15 protein-coding genes are annotated in these 19,215 nt (G+C 72.1%); 4 read left to right on the top strand and 11 right to left on the bottom strand.

Going from position 1 to position 19,215, the window contains the following annotated elements; translation table 11 throughout:
• Nucleotides 1–367: 367 nt before the first annotated feature.
• The 11 genes from ACFZAT_RS27445 to ACFZAT_RS27395 form a co-directional block, all read right to left on the bottom strand.
• Nucleotides 368–829 (bottom strand): SRPBCC domain-containing protein, encoded by a 462-nt coding sequence (locus ACFZAT_RS27445; protein ID WP_391268242.1) that lies wholly within the window; start codon nt 827–829, stop codon nt 368–370.
• Nucleotides 826–1,179 (bottom strand): metalloregulator ArsR/SmtB family transcription factor, encoded by a 354-nt coding sequence (locus ACFZAT_RS27440; RefSeq protein ID WP_391268241.1) that lies wholly within the window; start codon nt 1,177–1,179, stop codon nt 826–828. The genes ACFZAT_RS27445 and ACFZAT_RS27440 overlap by 4 nt, the downstream gene beginning before the upstream one ends.
• Before the next feature lie 423 nt (nt 1,180–1,602).
• Entirely contained in the window at nt 1,603–2,466 is an 864-nt protein-coding gene (locus tag ACFZAT_RS27435) for an Imm49 family immunity protein (RefSeq protein WP_391268240.1), read from the bottom strand.
• Entirely contained in the window at nt 2,463–5,159 is a 2,697-nt protein-coding gene (locus ACFZAT_RS27430; protein ID WP_391268239.1) for a hypothetical protein, read from the bottom strand. Before ACFZAT_RS27430 ends, ACFZAT_RS27435 begins: the two co-directional genes overlap by 4 nt.
• The gene (locus tag ACFZAT_RS27425; RefSeq protein ID WP_391268237.1) at nt 5,156–5,581 is read right to left on the bottom strand and encodes a DUF6507 family protein; all 426 of its coding nucleotides are present in this window, start codon (nt 5,579–5,581) and stop codon (nt 5,156–5,158) included. The genes ACFZAT_RS27430 and ACFZAT_RS27425 overlap by 4 nt, the downstream gene beginning before the upstream one ends.
• A gap of 27 nt (nt 5,582–5,608) precedes the next feature.
• Entirely contained in the window at nt 5,609–5,929 is a 321-nt protein-coding gene (locus ACFZAT_RS27420) for a pore-forming ESAT-6 family protein (RefSeq protein WP_391268236.1), read from the bottom strand.
• Between the two features lie 59 nt (nt 5,930–5,988).
• On the bottom strand, nt 5,989–6,321 hold the full coding sequence (locus ACFZAT_RS27415) for a hypothetical protein (RefSeq protein ID WP_391268234.1): 333 nt from the start codon (nt 6,319–6,321) through the stop codon (nt 5,989–5,991).
• Between the two features lie 162 nt (nt 6,322–6,483).
• Entirely contained in the window at nt 6,484–10,494 is a 4,011-nt protein-coding gene (gene eccCa, locus ACFZAT_RS27410; RefSeq protein WP_391268232.1) for a type VII secretion protein EccCa, read from the bottom strand.
• Nucleotides 10,495–10,546: 52 nt separating this feature from the next.
• Nucleotides 10,547–11,650 (bottom strand): MinD/ParA family protein, encoded by a 1,104-nt coding sequence (locus ACFZAT_RS27405; RefSeq protein WP_391268231.1) that lies wholly within the window; start codon nt 11,648–11,650, stop codon nt 10,547–10,549.
• 60 nt (nt 11,651–11,710) lie between these two features.
• Nucleotides 11,711–13,051, bottom strand: a complete 1,341-nt coding sequence (gene eccD / locus ACFZAT_RS27400; protein WP_391268229.1) for a type VII secretion integral membrane protein EccD — start codon at nt 13,049–13,051, stop codon at nt 11,711–11,713.
• 60 nt (nt 13,052–13,111) lie between these two features.
• Nucleotides 13,112–13,369, bottom strand: coding sequence for a hypothetical protein (locus ACFZAT_RS27395; RefSeq protein WP_073965107.1), 258 nt, complete (start codon nt 13,367–13,369; stop codon nt 13,112–13,114).
• Nucleotides 13,370–13,572: 203 nt separating this feature from the next.
• On the opposite strand from ACFZAT_RS27395, the gene speB reads away from it, so the two are divergent.
• The 4 genes from speB to ACFZAT_RS27375 all read left to right on the top strand — a co-directional run bounded on the left by speB (nt 13,573) and on the right by ACFZAT_RS27375 (nt 19,034).
• On the top strand, nt 13,573–14,541 hold the full coding sequence (gene speB, locus ACFZAT_RS27390; protein ID WP_391268228.1) for an agmatinase: 969 nt from the start codon (nt 13,573–13,575) through the stop codon (nt 14,539–14,541).
• On the top strand, nt 14,538–16,223 hold the full coding sequence (locus ACFZAT_RS27385; protein ID WP_391268226.1) for a thiamine pyrophosphate-dependent enzyme: 1,686 nt from the start codon (nt 14,538–14,540) through the stop codon (nt 16,221–16,223). Before speB ends, ACFZAT_RS27385 begins: the two co-directional genes overlap by 4 nt.
• Nucleotides 16,224–16,458: 235 nt before the next feature.
• Nucleotides 16,459–17,334: a serine hydrolase gene (locus tag ACFZAT_RS27380; protein ID WP_391268222.1), complete on the top strand. Its 876-nt coding sequence runs from the start codon at nt 16,459–16,461 to the stop codon at nt 17,332–17,334.
• A 260-nt stretch (nt 17,335–17,594) separates the two neighbouring features.
• Nucleotides 17,595–19,034 (top strand): protein kinase, encoded by a 1,440-nt coding sequence (locus ACFZAT_RS27375; RefSeq protein WP_391268218.1) that lies wholly within the window; start codon nt 17,595–17,597, stop codon nt 19,032–19,034.
• The last annotated feature ends 181 nt before the right edge of the window (nt 19,035–19,215 follow it).

The raw sequence follows: 19,215 nt of genomic DNA, 5'->3' as shown, positions 1-19,215 counted from the left end.
TCAGGTTCCGCGCGTACGCCTCGTCGTCAGGCCGCGCACTGCCGTGCCGAGCCACGTGCCGTGTCACAAGATGCTCCGTTACTCGCGGCTCGGGCGCCGTGTGCCGGGTGCGGTCCACTCGGAGGCGTACGAGCCGGTTTCCGTAGCGTCGGTCATGGGGTCGGTTCCTGCCGAAGGCTCTCTCGCAGGTCGGCAGCCAGTTCCCGGAGGGCGCCGAGGCGCATGCTACCGGGGGCGTGGTCCCCCTCCGGGAGGCCGTCGGTGAGTTTGCTGCAGGGCTTCGGACGGTGCGAGGCCCTGGTCGTGTGCGGTGCGCGTTACGGGCGCAGGCGCCGCCGGGGTTCGGCGGTGCCTGTGCGTGCGTTGATCAGGTGCTGATGGGGCTGCCGAGTTCGGTGGCCAGGGCGTCGAGCTGGGTACGGGTGCCGCTCTCGCGCCATTCGGGGTTGTCGTGTCCGTCGAGGTAGGTGCCCTGGTCGGTCAGGATGAGACGGGTTCCCTCGCCCTCCGGCAGGAACTGCACGGTCACGAGGTTGACGGAGATGCGGGTGCCGTCGGCGTGCATCTGGTTGGTCGACACGATCCGCTCGCCGCTGACGATGTCCTGGAAGCGGGCCTCGTAGGTGAACACCGGGCCGCCCTCCTTGCCTCCACTGGTGCGCTCGACGCCGCCCTCGGTGAAGTCGAGGTCCATCGGGGTGCCGGCGGTGCCGTTGAACCACCGGGTCTTGGCGACCGGGTCGGCCCAGGCCGCGAAGACCCGGGCGGGTGCCGCGTCGTAGACGCGCTCGATCACGAAGGTGCCGTGGGTCACGCTGCGCTGGGTCATGTGCTGCTCCGCTCGGTGGGGGTGGTCGATGTGTCGGCGAGGCGGTCGCCCAGTCTGTCCAGGCGGCTCTCCCAGGAGGTGCGGCGTGCGGCGATCCACTGTTCGGCCTCTCGAAGGACGGCCGACTCGATGTGGCAGGTCCGCACGCGGCCGACCTTCTCGGAACGCACGAGTCCGCTCGCCTCCAGCACCTGGACGTGCTGGAGGACCGCTGTCAGGGACATGGGCAGGGGTTGGGCCAGTTCGCTCACCGTGGCGGGTCCGCGGATGAGCCGGTCGACCAGCGCCCGGCGGGTGGGGTCCGCCAGGGCTTGGAAGACCCGGTCCAGTGGGACTTCATGGTTAAGCATGTGCTTGAGTTTATTGGACTGCGCCCTTGATAGTCAAGGACTTGCTTGACTATCAAGGGGAGTCGCCCTGGCTGGTCGATCCGCCTGGCGTGGCGTCACCGGCTCTGCCCGCGGCGACTTCGGGATGAGGGGAGGCCGAGCGGGGCGACTACCTGTTGCGGGTCGCGGGCATCGCGGCGCAGGGCCTCGATCTTCCCGTGGGGTCGCGGACGCGCTGGGCGAGCTGGGCGGGGGTGGCCTGTTCGGCGGTCAGGCTGGTGACCGCGTAGACGGTGGTGATCGTGGTCCCGCCGCTCTTGCGGTCGGTGCGGCGCCGCTTGATCTGGGCGGCTTGGCGGGGCTCCGGGGAAGAGCAGGTTGCTCACGGTGGCGACCTGTCATGGAGGAGATTCTTGGGTCGTGACAGAGTCATCATGCGAGGTGTCAGACAGGAAATTCTCCGACCCAGCTCCGCTGCAGGAGATGCTGGGGGAGGTATTCGGATTCGACGTCGACGGGGAAATCGCCGTCGTAGGCGAGGCACGCCATGGCAAGTGGGCCGATGGCCCACAGGCCCTCGGTGTCCTCCTCGCGGTCCTCGTTCTTTGTCCAGTAGCTCTTGTGAAGTTCCAGGGCTTCGATCAGGGCAGCGTTGAAACCGGCATGGTCATGCTTGATGAACCGGTAGAAGAGATTGATCGGCGGGTACGAGATATTCTGCAGCCAGTCTCGCGGGGCGATTTCGATCATGTCCGGGTGGGAGGTGCGGAAGGCTGCGGAGAGGGCCTCGACCATTGCGGGCTGCTGACGTGACCAATACGCCTGCAGCGTTGCCACCCAGTGGTAGAGATATTCGTCGTGCTGCGCACCGGAGGCGCGCAGCACAGCCATGGGCACCTCGCACAGTTCGGTCAGCCGTTCCTGGTCACGGCAGATGACGGCGAAGTAGAAGGCGTCGATCCACGAGGGCGCGTTGGTGTGGACCCTGGGGCCGGTGACAGGGAGCGTGCGCATCTCGTGATGGATGCGGCACTCGAAGGTGTCACCCGTGGCAGTGGCGGCGCGGAAGATGGCCGATCCCACTTGCGTGGCGTTCACCACGGCTTCCCAGGTCTCGATGCCTGAGCATGTGGGGTCGACGGTCGAACGGGCACTGACACATGTCCGCACTGAGTTCCACAGGGCGTCGAGCATGTGCGGCGCCCGCTCGATCGAGGAGATCTGCTCAATGGTCTCCTCGGTCACGGCTCGTGCAAAGCCTTCGTCGTCGGGCCCAGGCGCGCCGTGGCGGGGGATGGTTACGGTCACGAAGGCTCCCTGATGTCGAACTTCTGAGTCGAGTACCCAGTGTATGTACCTGCGTTGTCCTGGCCCCTGACGACGATGTAATCGACTCGACCGTCCCGAAGCGCGTCCCGTAGGTCGGCCGACAATCTTCCTTCACTGGGAAACTTACGCCGCCTCTTTTCCATTTGGTTGAGAATGTCGAGGAAGTACGTACGCGACCCCTGGGAGTAGCGTGCCCCATTGATCAGGCGTTCCCCCAGCGGTGTATCCACATGGCTCTTCGCCTCTACGACGATGAATCGATCTCCGTCGCTGTAGACCTGATCGAACTGGGCGTTGCCATTTTTGGGTCCGTGCAAGGTTTCCGGCTTGGCGTTCGGGTAAAGTTCAGGGATCGCGTGCAGGCGCGCTACGCCCTCCCCGTAGGTTTCGCTGGCTTTGGTTGATGCGTTGTGGGGGCCCCGGTGTCTTTCGGCCGCTTCCTCCAACGCTGCGCGCAATTCGTCGGTTCGGTGGAGCTTGTATTCCTTCCTGGCGTTGCCGTGCTCCACATGGAACGGGTGGTCTGCGGCGATGGCATCGTGCCTGGCCTTTGCCAGTTCGTCGAGCTCCGCGCGCGCCTCTGGCGTGGCCGCCGTTCGTCCGCTCTCCACCGGCATGTCGTCGAGGTAGGCAGGAGGCAGCGGGGGCGCGAGATCTGATTTCGCCACCCAGGTGCCATCGGGCAATCTGACGAGTTGCGGAGGGACAGTATTCGTCCAGTCGGTGCGGGTCTCGCTGAGGCGGTAGCCGTTCTTTCGGTAGTACTCCTTGCGGTACGCGGGATCGTTATTCGCGCGCTCCACTTGGTGTTCCATGATCGTTTGGCGTTCGGCGGGGGTGTACGTGCGTGGATCCCGGGGCTCGGGCAGACCGTGCCCCGCAGCGGGACGGTGACCCGGTCCGCCGCCGTCGCCTCCACCGTGGCCGGTGCTCTGGTGAGGGACGGCACGACCGGTGCCGCCGCCGTGGCCGACGGCAGTCGGCGTGCCGTCGCCTCGTCCGCCGGTGGCGGTGCTGTCCATTGCGCCGGAGCCAGGCGACTGGTGGCTGACCGAGTTCTGGGCGGAGTGAGCGCCGACTCCGGCCATTTCGGAAGCCCTGCTCGGCGTTTCCGGACGGGTGGTGCCCGTCCCCGTCCCCTCCTGGCGGGCCGCCGAGTTGTGCTGGAGGAGGGTGCCGTCCTCCGACAGGACGTTGCCCGGGCGGTCCAGGTAGACCGTGTTGCCGGCCTCGTCCGTGCCCCTGAGCACGTTCTCGGGGAGGGCCGTCGTGCCCTCGGGGAGTTTGAGCGCGCCCTCGGGGATGCGGAGGGAGCCCTCCGGAGCGTGTACGCCGTCCGGGAGGCGGACCACGCCGTCGCCCAGGTCTGTCGCGCCCGGGGGGATCTCCGCGCCGTCCGGCAGTTTGAAGGAGTTGGCCGGGACCTCGAACGCGGACTCCGGGACCGCCGCGCCCTCCGGCAGGTGCAGGGTGCCGTCCTGGAGCTTGAACGCGCCCTCCGGGAGGGTGATCGCGCCCTCGGGGAGGGCGGGTATCTCGAACTGTCCCAGGCCCTTGAGCGCCGCCAGGCCGTCGCCGATCTTCGTCAGGCCCATGCCCGCGCCCTTGAAGACGTACGTCATCGGGTCCACGACCCGCCCCACCTTGCCCACCGTGGACAGGGCCTTCGCCGCGACCGCCGCCTTTCCGGCGCCGGAGGCCGCGCTGCCCGTGCCGCCGGTGAACACCGTCGTGACGACGTTGAACGACACCGCGCCCAGGGCCCGGGACGGGTTCTCGCTCCACTGGTTCCAGGCCAGCAGTGCCTTGCCGGTCTCCTTCATCGCGGTACGGGATTCACGCAGGTAGGAGGGGAGCTTGTCGTCCGGCAGGCCCCAGTACAGGCCGGCCAGCGGTGTGCCGGAGATCGCCAGGCCGGTGGCGAGCTTGCCGAGGCCCGACCAGGCCTGCTTGGCGGAGTCCCAGCCATCGGTGCCGACCAGGGTCCCCAGGCCCTTGATCGTGCCCCAGACGCCGTCGACGAAGAAGCCCTTGACGAAGTCCCAGGCGTGCTCGTGGAGTTGCCACCAGGGCTTGGACTCCTCGACCGGGTCGCCCCAGGGCAGGCCCTCGGCGTGCTTGAGGGTGTCGGCGTCGTAGCCGTACGTGCCCTCCTTGCCGGAGCCGTCGTCCGTCTTCAGCGCGGGGCCGCCGACCAGGGCGACGATCTTGTCGTGGCAGGCCCGCTCCACCGCCTGGAAAGCCGCCCAGGTCTCGGCGATCTCGTCGTGCCGGCGGTTGTTCTCCTCGACCAGGTCCCCGTCCTCGCGCCACGTGTCGTCGTCCTTGATCCGGACGACGAAGGACTCGGCCTCGCGCTTGAGCTCATTCAGCCTCTCGACCAGCGGGGCGGCGTCCGACGCGTACGTGGACAGCGCGGCCGTGATCGTCTCCAGCTCCGACTTCAGGGAGGTCCCTCGGTCCGCGACCGGTTTCGTGGTCGCGAACAACTGGTCGGCCTCCGGCGCCTGGTAGAACGCCTGGAGGCCGCCGAAGCTGCTGTGGACGTCACCGGCCGCGGTGGCGGTCGACGCCCCGCTCTTCGTCAGCGTGGTCACGCTGGTGTCCAGCAGGGCGAGGTTGCCGGTGAAGACGGGTATGCCCGACGGGGTGACCGCCTCGTTCTTGCTCACTTGCCCGCCCGTATGTCCTTGAGCACGTCCAGGCGGACGGACTTGGCGGCGTCCTGGGCACGCTTGGCCGTGTCGAGGTCGCCCTCCACGTACTCGCTCGTCGCCGTCGCGGCGCCCACCACGGCGGCCTGGACGCGCTCCGCCATCGACTTCAGCTGCGGCTTCCGCTCCGTGATGTACGCGCCCAGCGCGGCGGCCACCGGCCCCAGCGTCGGGTGGGACAGGGGCTCCGCCCCCACCGCCACCGGACCGGCCACCGGCAGCGACGCCGCCGAGCCCGGCACCGCCGTGCCCGCGTGCGTCGCCGCCTCCGACATCGCGGTGACCATGGAGTTCAACGCCTTCTCCAGGTCACCGGCGTGCGTGCCGACCTTCTTCAGCTGTCCCTGCACACCCTGCGGTTTGATGTCCCAAGCCGTCACCGGCCGCCCCCCCCGGAGTCGTGAACGTCAGCCGATGTTGTCGACGGCCGCCTTCGCGCGGGCCAGGGTCTGGTGGGCCGTGCCGTCGTTCTTCTCCAGCGTGGAGCGGAGGAGGTGGATGATGTTCTTGACCTCCTGCGAGGTCGCCTGCCAGCGGAGCTCCTTGCCGTGGTACTCGTCGGCCACGCCGTCCGCCGTGAAGTCGCTCATCGCGGCCTTGACCTGGCCGTCCCGGGCCGTGATGACCAGTTCGAGCTGGGCGATGACCGTCTGGAGGCTGCCCTGCACCTCGGTCGATGCGCCGGTGTCGTACGAGCGCCGGTCCGTGTTGCCCGCGTTTCCCGCCATGATGCTTGTCTCCCCGTCAGGAATGTGTACGGATGCGTCGAAGGTGCCGGCCGGCCGGCTCAGCGGGCGCCAAAACGGGCCGCGTCGAAATTGGCCGAAGCCATCTGCGTACGCGCGTTCTCGCCCTGCTCCTGCTCGCCCGAGCCGAAGGCCGCGTCCATGCCCTGCTGGCCGCCCAGGATGCCGGAGAGCGAGGCGTTCAGCGCCGCGGTGATCTCGTCGGAGCGGTTCTTGAAGTCGTCGAACGCGATCTTGCCCGCGCCGTTGAACTTGCCCTCCAGCGGTTCCGCCGCGGCGATCAGCTGCCGGATCAGCGTGCCCAGATCGGTGCTGGATCCCTGCGAGTGCTTGAGCAGCGTCGTCAGGACCGTGGACCCCATGTCGAACTTCATCGGCTTCCCCCAATGCGTCGGAACCTCGAACGGATGTATCCGTCCCAGCCTCATGTCTATCAATCCGCGCGTCGCTACTGCAATCTGCAATCGGCCATATCGTCGCGGTGACCGGGCGAGCCGACCGGCGCCCCGGCCGGACGCGCTTTGCGAAGCGGTACGTCAGTGCGGTACGTACACCGTCTGCGTCAGCCGGTTCGGGCGCCCCCGCTGAATGAACACCCCACGGCCGGAAGCCTGTTGGGAGGCGTAGACACCGGGGAAGAGCTGGCCCTCGCTGCGGTCGCCGGACATCACCAGCGCCGAGGCCCCCGACTCCCGCAGGCTCTGCACCACCGGCTCGTACATCCCGCGCGCCGCCCCCGCCACGCGCCGCGACAGCACGAAGTGCAGGCCGATGTCCACGGCGGAGGGGATGTACGGCAGGAACGCGGCCAGCGGCGACTGGCCCGCCGTCGTCAGCACGTCGTAGTCGTCCACCAGCACCACGATGCGCGGGCCCTTGCCCCAACTGCCCGGCTCCAGGTCCTCCAGGCGGGCGTTCTCGTCCGGCAGCCGCTTCTCCAGTTCGGCGGAGATCGCGGCCGAAAGGCCCATGCAGAGCTTGGAGTTGTACGCGTAACCGCCGTTCAGCTCCTCCGGGACCACCCCGCGCAGCGAGCGCCGGGGGTCCATCACCGCGAACACGAGGTCGTCCTCGCCGTAGCGGTCGGCGAGCCCCTGCGCGACCGCCCGCAGCAGGTTCGTCTTGCCGCACTCGCTGTCCCCGAGCACCAGCAGGTGCTGGTCGTGGCCGAACAGGTCGAGGAGCACGGGCGCCAGGGCCGACTGGTCGAGCCCGAGCGGCACCCGCTCCGGTTCCGCCGACCGGCCGGGCAGCAGGTGCGGTTCGAGCAGGTGCGGCAGCACCCGTACCGGCTGGGCGACCTCGCCGTGCCAGGTGGCCCGGACCGTGCGCGTCACGCGTTCCAGCACCGCGCCCAGCTCCGCCGTCTCCGCGACCCCGTCCGTGCGCGCCAGGGCGACCTGGGCGAACAGCTTCCCGTCGGTGAGGACGCGGCCCGGCTCGTCGGGGGAGAGGGTCTCGGCCAGCTTGCGGTCGATGCTCGACTCGCCCGGGTCGTTGAGCCGCAGCTCCACGCGGGTGCCGAAGTTGGACTGGATCGCGATGCGCACGTCGTTCCACCGGAGCATCCCGGCGACGACGTGGATGCCGTAGCCGCCGCCCCGCTTGAGGATGTCCGCGACCGCGTCGTCCAGCTCGTCGAAGTCGTCGCGCAGCGCGCCGAACCCGTCGATGACGAGGACGACCTCGGCGGACGCCAGCTCCGGCAGGCGGCCCGCCGCGTGCAGGGTGCGCAGCTGCTCGACGGAGTCGATGCCGTGCTCCCGGAACAGCTCCTCGCGCAGGGCGAGCATCGCGCGCACCTCCTCGACCGTGCGCGCGGCCCGCTCCCGGTCGGCGCGGCCGGCGACTCCGCCGACGTGCGGCAGCTCGGCGAGCGCCTGGAGGCCGCCTCCGACGAGGTCGAGGGCGTAGACGCCGACCTCCTGCGGGGTGTGCGTGAGCGCCAGGGAGAGGACCAGGGTGCGCAGCAGCGTCGTCTTGCCGGACTGCGGGCCGCCGATGACGGCCGCGTGCCCGCCGGCCACCGTGAGGTCGAGGAGCCACTGCCCCTGCCACTGCTTGGCCGGGTCGTCCAGCAGGCCGAGCGGCACCAGGAGCGGGCCGCGCTGCCGGGTGCCCGGCCTGCCCGCGTCCGGGCGCACCCCGGCCAGCCGCATCCCGCGCGGCCCCGCGTCCAGCGGTCCGGCGACGGCGTCCAGGGTGACCGCCGAGGGCAGCGGGGGCAGCCAGATGCTGCGCACCCCGGGCGCCGCACCGGCCAGCTGGCCGACCATCACCGCGAGTTCGGTCGGCCCGGTCTCGCGGCGGCGGGCCGACGGCTCGCGGTCCTGCGGGGCGCCCTCCGGCCCGGCGAGGGTGTTGTACGCCTCGTAGGGGAGGGCGAGCGGCCCGGTCTCCTCCTCGTCGGCGCTCCGTACGGGGCCCCGGTACGCGCCGGAGACGTAACCCGCCTTGAAGCGGGTGTAGTGGCTGGTGTCCACCTTGAGGAAACCGAAGCCGGGCAGCGGCGGCAGGTGGAAGGCGTCCGTGGTGTCCAGGACCATCCGCGACTCGTCGGCGGAGAAGGTGCGCAGGCCGAGCCGGTACGAGAGATAGGTCTCCAGGCCCTTGAGCTTGCCGCTCTCGATGCGCTGGCTGGACAGCAGCAGATGCACGCCGATGGAGCGGCCGATCCGGCCGATGGACAGGAACAGGTCGATGAAGTCCGGTTTTGCGGTGAGGAGTTCGCCGAACTCGTCGATCACCACGAACAGGTGGGGCAACGGCTCCAGGTCCGGCCGCTTCTGCGCGCGCAGCGCCGCGTAGTCCCCGATGTCCGCGACGTTGCCCGCGTCCTTCAGGGCCTGCTGGCGGCGTTTGACCTCGCCGGCGAGCGAGGAGTGGACGCGCTCGACCAGACCCGCCTGGTTCTCCAGGTTGGTGATGACCCCCGCCACGTGCGGCAGGTCCGCGAACGGGGCGAAGGTGGCGCCGCCCTTGTAGTCGACCAGGACGAGCGCCAGGTCCTCCGGCGGGTGCGTGGCGGCCAGTCCGAGGACCAGGGTGCGCAGCAGCTCCGACTTGCCGGAGCCCGTCGCGCCCACGCACAGCCCGTGCGGGCCCATGCCCAGCTCGGAGGACTCCTTGAGGTCCAGGAGCACCGGCTCGTGCGCGTCGCTGATCCCGATCGGCACCCGGAGGAAGGCCCGTTCGCCGCGCGGCGCCCACAGCCGGTCCAGGTCCAGCGCCGCCACGTCCTGGATGCCGAGCATCGCGGCGAACTCGACGGGCCCGGCCAGCGGCGCGTCGGCCAGGGACTCGGCGGACAGCCGCAGCGGGGCGATCATCCGGGCCAGGCCCTCCGCGAAGGGCACCCCGACCTCGTCCACCGTGCCGTGCGACCCGACGGTCTCCGCCCCGCGCAGGTCCTCCACGACCACGTCCGTGCCGTCCACGGTGAGGCGGACATTGACGTGGTCCGGCTCCTGGACCCGCCGGTCGAGCAGGTGCACCACGGTCACGCCCATCTCGCGCAGCCCGACCGCGTCGTCGGGGCGCGGCAGGTCCACGGCGTCCTCGCCGTGCCCGTCGACCACCACGAGCAGCCGGGAGTTCATCGCGAGCGCGTCCCGCCCGGCCAGGCCCCGGCGCACCTCGGCCGCGTACGAGGCGCGGCGGCGCAGCTCGGGGCCGAGGAGCCGGGCCAGCCGGGCGGCGGAGGGCGCGATGCGGCGGGCGGCGACCGGGCCGTCGGACTGCTCGGGGTCGAGCAGATGCGGCAGCCACTTGGCCCACTCCCAGTCGGCCATCCGCTCACCGGAGGCGGCGACCGCGAGGGCCACGTCGTCCGGCGCGTGCAGGGCGGCCGCCTGGACGAGCAGGGCGCGCACGACCCGCAGGCCGTCCTCGCGGGGGCCGATCACGCTGACGTTCCCGGCCCGGTCCAGCGGGACGGTCAGGGGGAGTTCGGTGCCGTTGCGGAACCGCTTCACCACGGCCGACGCCTCGTTGAGCATGAAGAGGTCGGGCGGGGTGAGGACGGACGAGCCCTGCTCGCCGATGCGGAGGTCCCGCAGCGGCATCTCGCCCGTGCCGGCCCGTATCCGCAGGAAGTCGTCGTCGGCCCTGCGCCGCTCCCAGAGGCGGGCCGGGTCGCGCACGATGTCGTACAGGGCGTACGGGGACGGGTTGAGCACGTCCGCCTGTTCGCGCCGGACCCGCTCCTCGGCCGACAGCTCCTCGCGCAGGTCCTCCACATAGGCGAGATACGCCTCGCGCTGGGTGCGCCGGGTCCGCTGCGCCTTGCCGCGCTGGGAGAGCAGCAAAACCGCCGAGCCGATGACCGTGACGACGAGGATGATCGCGCCGAGCCCGGCGAACTGGCTGTTGCGGACCACCGTCATCATCACCACGGACGACATGACCCCCGCGACCGGGAGCAGCGACATCGCGATGTTCCCGGACTTGCCCTCGGGCAGGTTGGGCGGCGCCTCGATGGTGCGCGGCTCGGACGGGGCCGGCGGGCGCGTCGTGCGGGCGGGGCGGTGGATCAGGCGGGTGCTCATCGGCTCCGTCCGGGGAGGTCGGCCGGGTGGGCGTACGGGCTCGGCACCGGGGTCACCGGCGCTTCTGGGACAGCTCGAAGACCTCGGCGGCGAGGCGGGCGGCCGCGAGCCGGGCCGGGCGGGCGAGCAGTTCGGTGCGCAGCGGTCCGCCGGCCGCGAGGTGCCGGTCGTACGGCAGGACGTGGACGCGGGCGCCGGTCGTCGCGAGGCGTTCCGCCGCCGCGTCGATGCCGATGCCGGGGCGCGGGGTCGTCACGGAGAGCGCGACGACGGTCCCCTCGATGACGTGCGGGGGCAGCGCCCGCAGCCACTGGAGCACGGCGTAGGTGCTGGTCACGCCGTCGAGCGTGGCGGGGGCCGCCAGCACCCGGGCCTGCGCGGCGGACAGGGCGACCCGGGCGACCTCGGCGGGCAGCGTCTCGCAGTCCACCACGGTCACCCCGAAGTAGCGGCGCAGGGCGACCATCACGCGTTCGTACGTGACGGTGTCGATCATGGCCCCGATCCGGCCCTGGCTGCCGGGCAGCAGCCAGGCGTTGTCCGGGAGCTGGACGAGATAGCCGGTGACGTCGAGCAGCGACATCTGCGGCGCCGCGATGTCCGCCAGGTCGGCCAGGGTCCACCGCAGTGCGTCGGCGCCCATCCGCAGCGGCAGCGAGCCCAGCGCCGGATCGGCCTCCACGAGGAGGACGGGGTCCTGCCGGTAGTGCGCGTACGTGGTGCCGAGCAGCGCGGTCACCGTCGTCTTGCCCGCGCCGCCCCGGATGGACGTGACCGCGATCTGCCGCCCCGTCGTCACCGGCTGCTGGAGCACCTCGGCGGTACGGGTGAGCGCGGCGACCTCGCGGGCGGCGGACCCGGAGACGATACGGCGCACGGCGCGGACGGCCCGTACGGCGACGGCCTCACCGCGCACCGGGCGCCGGGCCACGGCGGACATCGCCTTGTCGAGGACGGGGAGCGAGTCGGGGGTGGGGGGAGGCGTGGGCGTCCCGGGCCAGGACTGCGCGGCGGGGGCGGGTTGCTTCGCGGGCCCGGGACGTGCGGGCGGCACCGCCGGGGGCGGGTCCGCCGGGGCCCCGGTGCCGCCGGCCTCGCCGGGCCCTCTCAGGTCGCGCAGGAGGTCGCCCTGCCAGTTGTGGTCCGCGTTCGGCATGTCTGCCCTTCTTCGCCGCTTCGATGCCCCGCCGGGCCCGCGTGAGTGGTCTCGGTGTCGTCAGAACTTGTTCAGCAGTTGCCCGTAGACGCCGAACACCCCGATGGCGAGCGGGAAGAGCCCCACGACGCCGATGGACTCGACGAGGTCGGCCGTCCGCCGCAGCCGCACCCGGACGTGCTCCGGCGGCTCCACCGCCAGCGCGAGCAGGGGCAGCAGCGCGGCCGCGCACAGGACCGCGATGGGCCCCGCGCCCCCGGAGTGGTCCAGCCACAGCACCACCAGCCGCACCGCGACGAACGCGGCGGCGGCGAACAGCGCCACCACCTCCGCGACCAGCGGGAACGCCCGGGCCCGGGACAGCAGTACCACCGCGACCAGGCACGGCAGCAGCACCGTCCACACCGTCGGCCGGTCCGCCGTGGTGAGGAGGTGGCCGGCGGCGGCGGCCGACACCGCCGTGACGAGCGTCGCCAGGGCGAGGCCCCGGTGCGTGGCGGCCAGCGCGTTGCCCACGTCGTGGCGGCTGACCGAGGCACCGCCCGAGCGGCGGTCGTCCAGCCCCGTGAGGCCCGACGCCATCAGGGCGAGCCGGGGCAGCAGCCCGAGCAGGACCACGGAGAACACCGCCATCACGGCGCCGATCCTGGCCGGGGCGTCCGCGACGGCCGCGACGACCTCCCAGACCCCCGTCACCACGGCCGTGGCCAGCGCGCCGATCAGCCCGCCCCGGCCCAGCGGCGACAGCAGCCCGAGCAGCGCCAGCGACAGGGCGACCGCCCCGGCCACGGCCGCCAGGCGCAGCGCACCGGACCAGTCGTGCGCGTCGGCGGCCGTCCACGCCGAGAGGACGCCGAGCCCGGCCGAGACGAGGAGCAGCGCGGTGGCCAGCGTGCGGTTGCCCCGGCCGAGCCGGGCGACCAGCGCACCGGCCGCCAGCAGCAGGACCGCCACGCCCGCGAGCGCCCCGGCCAGCGCGCCCAGCGGGAACTCGCGGCGGGCGAGCAGCGCGGCGATCACCGCGAAGACCACGGTCGCCGCGCCCGCGGCGACGCGGCGGGCGGCCGGGCGCCAGCGCCAGGTCTGGAGGTCCAGGCTGTCCGCCACCTGGTCCGTCACGTCGTGGACCACCGGGGCCGGCGGGGCCGCGTGGATGCGGACCAGCCGGAGCACGGCACCGTCCCCGATGCCCGCCGAGGCCAGGGTGGCGTCGTGCGGCAGCGCCGAGCCGTCGGCGGTGAGCAGCTGCCGGGTCAGCGGGCGGGACGCGGCCCGGTCGTCCAGCAGCTGGAGTATGTCCGGAAGGAGCTGCCCGACCGGGGTGTCGGACGGCAGGACGAGGTCCGCGCGGCGCCGTTCGCCGACCAGGGTCACCCGGCTCATTTCCGCTCGGGAAGCCATTGCCGTACTCACAGACGAAAACCAATCATCGCGACGTCCAGGAACTTCGGGGTGAACCGGTCAGCGGTCGTACTGCTGGTACTGCCGCTGCTGCTTCTCCTGCTCGGCCTTCTGCTTGTCCAGGGTGTGCTGGAGGAAGGACCAGCCGACGCAGCCCGCGCAGAGCACCGCGGTGATCGCGATGCCCGCGAACACCTTGCCCAGGCGCTCGTCGGCCGTCCGCCGCGCACGGCCGGTGCCGAACAGGAGCGCGTCGCGCATCCGCCGGCGGCGTACTCCCACCGACTCCAGCAGCTGACTGTCGTAATCCCGTGCCATGCGACCCCCCTTTGCCACTGCAACATAAGGCATGGGGTGACGACGGGGACACCTCGGGTGGCCGGATCGAAGGCGTGTGGGGCCGGGCCGTGGCGGTTTCATCCGTTCCGGTGGGTGAGTGGACGAAACGTACACTTCAGTCCGCCCCCGCGGCCGCCTAGCGTCGCCTCGGCACACGCACCCCAGGAAAGGGCACCTCCGTCATGACCAGCAACGAGACGCCGCGCGGCCCCGTCGACTCCTCGCGCATCCCCCGGTACGCGGGACCCGCGACGTTCGCCCGGCTGCCCCGCCTCGACGAGGTCGGCGCGGCGGACGTAGCCGTCGTCGGGGTGCCCTTCGACTCGGGCGTCTCCTACCGGCCCGGCGCCCGCTTCGGCGGAAACGCGATCCGTGAGGCGTCGCGGCTGCTGCGCCCGTACAACCCGGCGCAGGACGCCTCGCCCTTCGCCCTGGCGCAGGTCGCCGACGCGGGGGACATCGCGGCCAACCCGTTCAACATCGAGGAGGCCGTGGAGACCGTAGAGGCGGCGGCCGACGAGCTGCTGTCCACGGGCGCCCGGCTGATGACGCTCGGCGGCGACCACACGATCGCGCTGCCGCTGCTGCGGTCCGTCGCCAAGAAGCACGGCCCGGTCGCCCTGCTCCACTTCGACGCCCACCTCGACACCTGGGACACCTACTTCGGCGCCGCCTACACGCACGGCACCCCGTTCCGCCGGGCCGTCGAGGAGGGCATCCTCGACACCTCGGCGCTCTCCCACGTCGGCACCCGCGGCCCGCTCTACGGCAAGCAGGACCTCACCGACGACGCCAAGATGGGCTTCGGGATCGTCACCTCCGCCGATGTCATGCGGCGCGGCGTGGACGAGATCGCCGACCAGCTGCGCCAGCGCATCGGCGACCGGCCGCTGTACATCTCCATCGACATCGACGTGCTCGACCCGGCGCACGCGCCCGGCACCGGCACCCCGGAGGCCGGCGGCCTCACCTCCCGCGAGCTCCTGGAGATCGTGCGCGGCCTGTCCTCCTGCCACCTGGTCTCCGCCGACCTGGTCGAGGTCGCCCCCGCGTACGATCACGCGGAGATCACCTCCGTCGCCGCCTCGCACACCGCGTACGAGCTGACGACGATCATGACCCGCCAGATCGCGGAGGCCCGGCAGCGTTGAGTCACGACCACCACGACGAGCGGCCCGAGCTCACCCCGGCGCAGATCGAGGCCGCGCTGAATCCGCCACCGGGGCGCACCGGCGGCGACCTCGTTGTCGAGACCCTGCGCGGGCTCGGCGCGACCACCGTCTTCGGGCTGCCCGGACAGCACGCGCTGGCGCTGTTCGACGCGCTGCGCCGCTCCTCGCTGGAGTACGTGGGGCTGCGTGTCGAGAACAACGCGGGCTTCGCCGCCGACGCCTACGGGCGGATCACCGGCGAGGTCGCCCCGCTGTTCCTGTCGACCGGGCCCGGCGCGCTGACCTCGCTCGCCGCGCTCCAGGAGGCGGCGGCCGCCTCCGCGCCGGTGCTCGCGGTCTCCAGCCAGATCCCGGTGCGCGGTCTGGGCGGCGGGCGCCACGGCCACCTGCACGAGCTGCGCGACCAGCAGGCGTCGTTCCGGGACGTCGTGAAGTCCGTCCACACCGTGCGTGCCGCCTCGCAGATCCCGTCGGCGATCGCCGCCGCCTGGGAGTCCGCGCTGACGGCCCCGCACGGCCCCGTCTGGGTCGAGATCCCGCAGGACGTGCTGGACGCGGCGACCGGGCTGCCGGTCGTCCCCGCCCCGGACGCCACCCCGCGCGAGCCGCACGCCCGCCCCGAACTCGTCGCCGTCGCCGCGCACCTGCTGTCGCACGCGGAGCGCCCGGCGATCGTCGCGGGCGGCGGGGTCGTACGGGCGGACGCCTCCGGGAAGCTGCGGGCGCTGGCCGAGAAGCTGACGGCCCCGGTGGTCACCACGTACGGCGGGAAGGGCGCCTTCCCCTGGCTCCACCCGCTCTCGCTCCAGTCGTGGGTGGAGGACCGGCACGTCACCGACTTCCTGGAGGACGCCGACGTCCTGCTCGTCGTCGGCTCCGGACTCGGTGAACTCTCCTCGAACTACTACACCTTCGCCCCGCGCGGCCGGGTGATCCAGATCGAGGCGGACGCCGGCAAGCTGGAGGCCAACCTCCCCGCGCTCGGCATCCACGCGGACGCCCGCGACGCGCTCGCCGACCTCGTCGAGGCGGTCGCCCCGCGCGAGGACCCGGCGGCGGCGGACCGCGTCGCCGGGGTGCTCGACCGGGTCCGGGACCGGATCGCCGGCCAGGGCCGGGAGCTGGAACAGGACCTCCTCGCGGCGATCAGGACCGCCCTGCCCGACGCCTCGCCCAGCTTCTGGGACATGACGATCCTCGGCTACTGGGCCTGGGCCGCGTTCGACGCCCGCCGCCCGAACACCATGCACTCGGCCCAGGGCGCCGGCGGCCTCGGCTACGCGTTCCCGGCGGCGCTCGGCGCGGCGGTGGCCGACCCGACCCGGCCGGTCCTCGCGGTCTCCGGCGACGGCGGCGCGATGTACTCCGTCGCGGAACTGGCCACCGCCCGGCAGTACGGCCTGCCGGTGACCTGGCTCATCGTGGACGACGGCGGCTACGGCATCCTGCGCGAGTACCTCACCGGCGCCTTCGGCGAGACCACCGGTACGGAGCTGGCCCGCCCGGACTTCACGGCGCTCGCCGCGTCCTTCGGCGTCCCGGCGGTTCGGTCGAGCCCCGGAACGCTCGCCGCGGACCTGGCGGAGGCGTTCGGACGGCCGGGGCCCTCGGTCGTCGTACTCCCGGCCCTGCTGAAGATGTTCGAGCCGACGCACCTGTAAGCGCCGGAAACCCGGCCGATGCCCACGTACCTGTGAGCACCGGACACCCGACAAGAACCCACGTACCTGTCAGCACCGGACACCCGACCAGAGCCCACGAACCTGTAAGTCGACGTACCTGTAACAGACCCCCGCCGGGCTCTGTGGCGCGTACAACCTTCCTGCCGCCCGCGAGTCATCTCCTGCGGGCGCGCCGGGGGGCCGCCCGCAGGAATCGTTCAGGGGGAAATCACCAATGACCACGTCCCGTACCACCGGGCGCCGCCGCGCCGCGCTCTGTGCCGCCGTCGCCGCCGGGGTCCTCGCGCCCGTCGCCCTCGCCGCCGCGCCCGCGTCCGCCGCCACCGCGCAGGTGAGCTGCACCTCCGGGCGGGCCGGGCTCGCCGCCCAGCTGACCAAGGACATCACCGCCGCGCTCAAGGGCCGCAAGTCCACCGTCGCGCTCGCGCTCTACGACCGGTCCACCAACACCACGTGCACGCTCCGCGCGACCACGAAGTACGACTCCGCGAGCGTCGTGAAGGCGACCGTGCTGGCCACGCTCCTGTGGGACAACTCCCGGCACAACCGCTATCTCACCCAGCGCGAGATCGACCTCAGCACCAAGATGATCACCAAGTCCGACAACGACGCGACCACCGCCCTGTGGAAGCAGCTCGGCGTCACCAAGGTCAACTCCTTCCTCAAGGCGGCCGGGATGACCCACACCGTGCCCGGCTCCGGCGGCTACTGGGGCCTGACCCAGATAACCGCCCAGGACGAGCAGCGGCTGCTGACCCTGCTCACCTCGAAGAACTCCGTGCTCACCGACAGCGCCCGCTCCTACGAGCTGGGGCTGATGAAGAAGGTCGTCTCCTCGCAGCGCTGGGGCACCCCGGCCGGTGCCGTCACCGGGACCACCGTCCAGCTCAAGAACGGCTGGCTGCAGCGCTCCACCCACGGCTGGCGGGTGCACAGCATCGGCGCCTTCACCGGCAACGGCCACGACTACGGGCTGACCGTGCTCACCCAGGACAACAAGACGATGAACGACGGCATCAACACCATCCAGGCCGTCGCCCGGGTCGTCCACAAGGACCTCAACCCGCGCATCATGCACGCCGCGCACTAGGTCGAGGGTCCCGTCGCCCCGCGGAAAGCCGTCCCGGCTCGCCCCCGCCGGCCCCCAGCCGCAGTGGGGGTGAGCCAACACCTCTCGCCCCCGCCCGGCCCGCCTCCTACCGGGCCCGGGCCGGGGCGAAGGAGGGGGCCGAGGCCGGCGGAGCGCGATCGGCAGGGCTGCGCGCCGCTCTTCCGGGTAGGCGGCGTCTCAAGGAGCGTCGGTTCCGCATCACCGACTGGCGTAAGCCCCCCAACGCAGTAGGAGAGGGAATGAGGCTTCGCGAATCTGCTCAGGCCACGGCTTCCCGGCTTCACGCCGAGGTGCTCAGCGGCCGGTACCGTCTTGACGAGACTCTCGGTTCGGGCGGTGCGGCGGACGTCTACCGGGGCTTCGACCTGAGGATGAGACGACCGGTGGCCGTCAAGGTCTTCCGGCCCGACACCTCCCTCGACGCCGAGGAGAGCTGGCGGGGCGAAGCACAGATCCTGGCGCGGCTGCACCACCCGGGACTGGTCACCGCCTTCGACGCCGGGCACCACGACGGACGCGCCTTCCTGGTCATGCAGCTGATCGAAGGCACCACGCTGAAGAACCGCATCGCCGAGGGGCCACTGTCCCCCGACGCCACCGCGGCACTCGGAGCGGATCTCGCCCACGCGCTGGCTCACGCCCACGAGACGGGCATCGTCCACCGCGACGTCAAGCCGTCCAACATCCTCCTGGACTCCGCACACCGTCCGTACCTGGCCGACTTCGGCATATCCAGGCCCCTGGACGACACGACCCGGACAGCGACCGACACACTCGTGGGCACCGCCGCCTACCTGGCCCCCGAGCAGGTGCTCGGCCGGCCCGTGGGACGGCCCGCCGACATCTACGCCCTGGGCCTGGTGCTCCTCGAATGCCTCACCGGCAGGCTGGAGTACGGCGGTGGCCCCGTGGAAGCCGCGATCGCACGGCTGCACCGCCCGCCCGCCCTGCCGCCCGACGCACCGGAGCAGTTCCGCGCCCTGCTCAGCCGGATGACGGCCCAGGACGCCGAGGCCCGCCCGACGGCCCGCGACTGCGCCCACGCCCTGACGGCGCCGGCCGGCACGGCGCACACGATCCCCCTCCCCTCTCCCGGGGCCGGGCCGGCCGCGGCGGCAGGGCCCACGCACGCGGATCCGCCGCGCGCCGGGGCCGACAACGCCCGCCGCACACGAGGACGCACCGCCATGGCGGGCGGAGGCGTCGCCCTCGCCGCCGTCGCAGCGGTCGTGCTCGCCGTCACGGGCAGCTCCGCTTCGTCCGACGCCGGCCCGGACACGACCCGGGCCTCCACCGCTCCCACGGGAAGCGCTCACGCCCGTAGCGGCGGAGGCGGGCGCGGGACGACGAGCACCCCGCCACCGGCCGCACGGCCCACCCGGCCGCACACCGGCACCCGTACCGCGGACACGCCCTCACCCCGTACCTCCTCCGCCTCGTCCGTCACCTCCACCCCCGGCCCCGGCACGGACCCGTCGACACCCACGGCCACACCCACGAGGAGCACAGCGCCCACCCCCTCGAAGGCCTCTCCCACCGCCCCGGCCACACCCGGTGAGGGAACCCCGTCGGCGACGGCGACACCGAGCGCCACGGAGACCGAGTCGCCCCGGCAGCCGCCCGGCCACCCGAAGAAGACAGAACCGGCCCGGGACGGGGACGACGACCGCGACGGCTGAACGCGGCCCGCCGGAACGAAAGGACTTAGGGGGTGTCCGGAAAGTCCCGTCTGGCCTGCGGGCGCACGACGGGACTTTCCGGACACGGCCTAGGTGTATTGACCCGCAGCGTTGTTAATCCGGCTGATGGGTGGCTTGCCGTTCAGTGCGGTGTGGCTTCGGTGGTGGTTGTAGGTGTGGA

Source organism: Streptomyces sp. NPDC008163 (assembly GCF_042956885.1).
GTDB classification, from domain to species: Bacteria; Actinomycetota; Actinomycetes; order Streptomycetales; family Streptomycetaceae; genus Streptomyces; species Streptomyces drozdowiczii_A.
Note: the sequence above shows the minus strand (reverse complement) of the source record. Positions and strands in the feature narration are given on the sequence as shown.

Bases quoted from the DNA above. Each gene is read 5' to 3' on its own strand.
- ACFZAT_RS27445 (WP_391268242.1), bottom strand. From the start codon at position 829: ATGACCCAGCGCAGCGTGACCCACGGCACCTTCGTGATCGAGCGCGTC.
- ACFZAT_RS27440 (WP_391268241.1), bottom strand. From the start codon at position 1,179: ATGCTTAACCATGAAGTCCCACTGGACCGGGTCTTCCAAGCCCTGGCG.
- ACFZAT_RS27420 (WP_391268236.1), bottom strand. From the start codon at position 5,929: ATGGCGGGAAACGCGGGCAACACGGACCGGCGCTCGTACGACACCGGC.
- ACFZAT_RS27415 (WP_391268234.1), bottom strand. From the start codon at position 6,321: ATGAAGTTCGACATGGGGTCCACGGTCCTGACGACGCTGCTCAAGCAC.
- eccCa (WP_391268232.1), bottom strand. From the start codon at position 10,494: ATGAGCACCCGCCTGATCCACCGCCCCGCCCGCACGACGCGCCCGCCG.
- ACFZAT_RS27405 (WP_391268231.1), bottom strand. From the start codon at position 11,650: ATGCCGAACGCGGACCACAACTGGCAGGGCGACCTCCTGCGCGACCTG.
- eccD (WP_391268229.1), bottom strand. From the start codon at position 13,051: ATGGCTTCCCGAGCGGAAATGAGCCGGGTGACCCTGGTCGGCGAACGG.
- ACFZAT_RS27395 (WP_073965107.1), bottom strand. From the start codon at position 13,369: ATGGCACGGGATTACGACAGTCAGCTGCTGGAGTCGGTGGGAGTACGC.
- speB (WP_391268228.1), top strand. From the start codon at position 13,573: ATGACCAGCAACGAGACGCCGCGCGGCCCCGTCGACTCCTCGCGCATC.
- ACFZAT_RS27380 (WP_391268222.1), top strand. From the start codon at position 16,459: ATGACCACGTCCCGTACCACCGGGCGCCGCCGCGCCGCGCTCTGTGCC.
- ACFZAT_RS27375 (WP_391268218.1), top strand. From the start codon at position 17,595: ATGAGGCTTCGCGAATCTGCTCAGGCCACGGCTTCCCGGCTTCACGCC.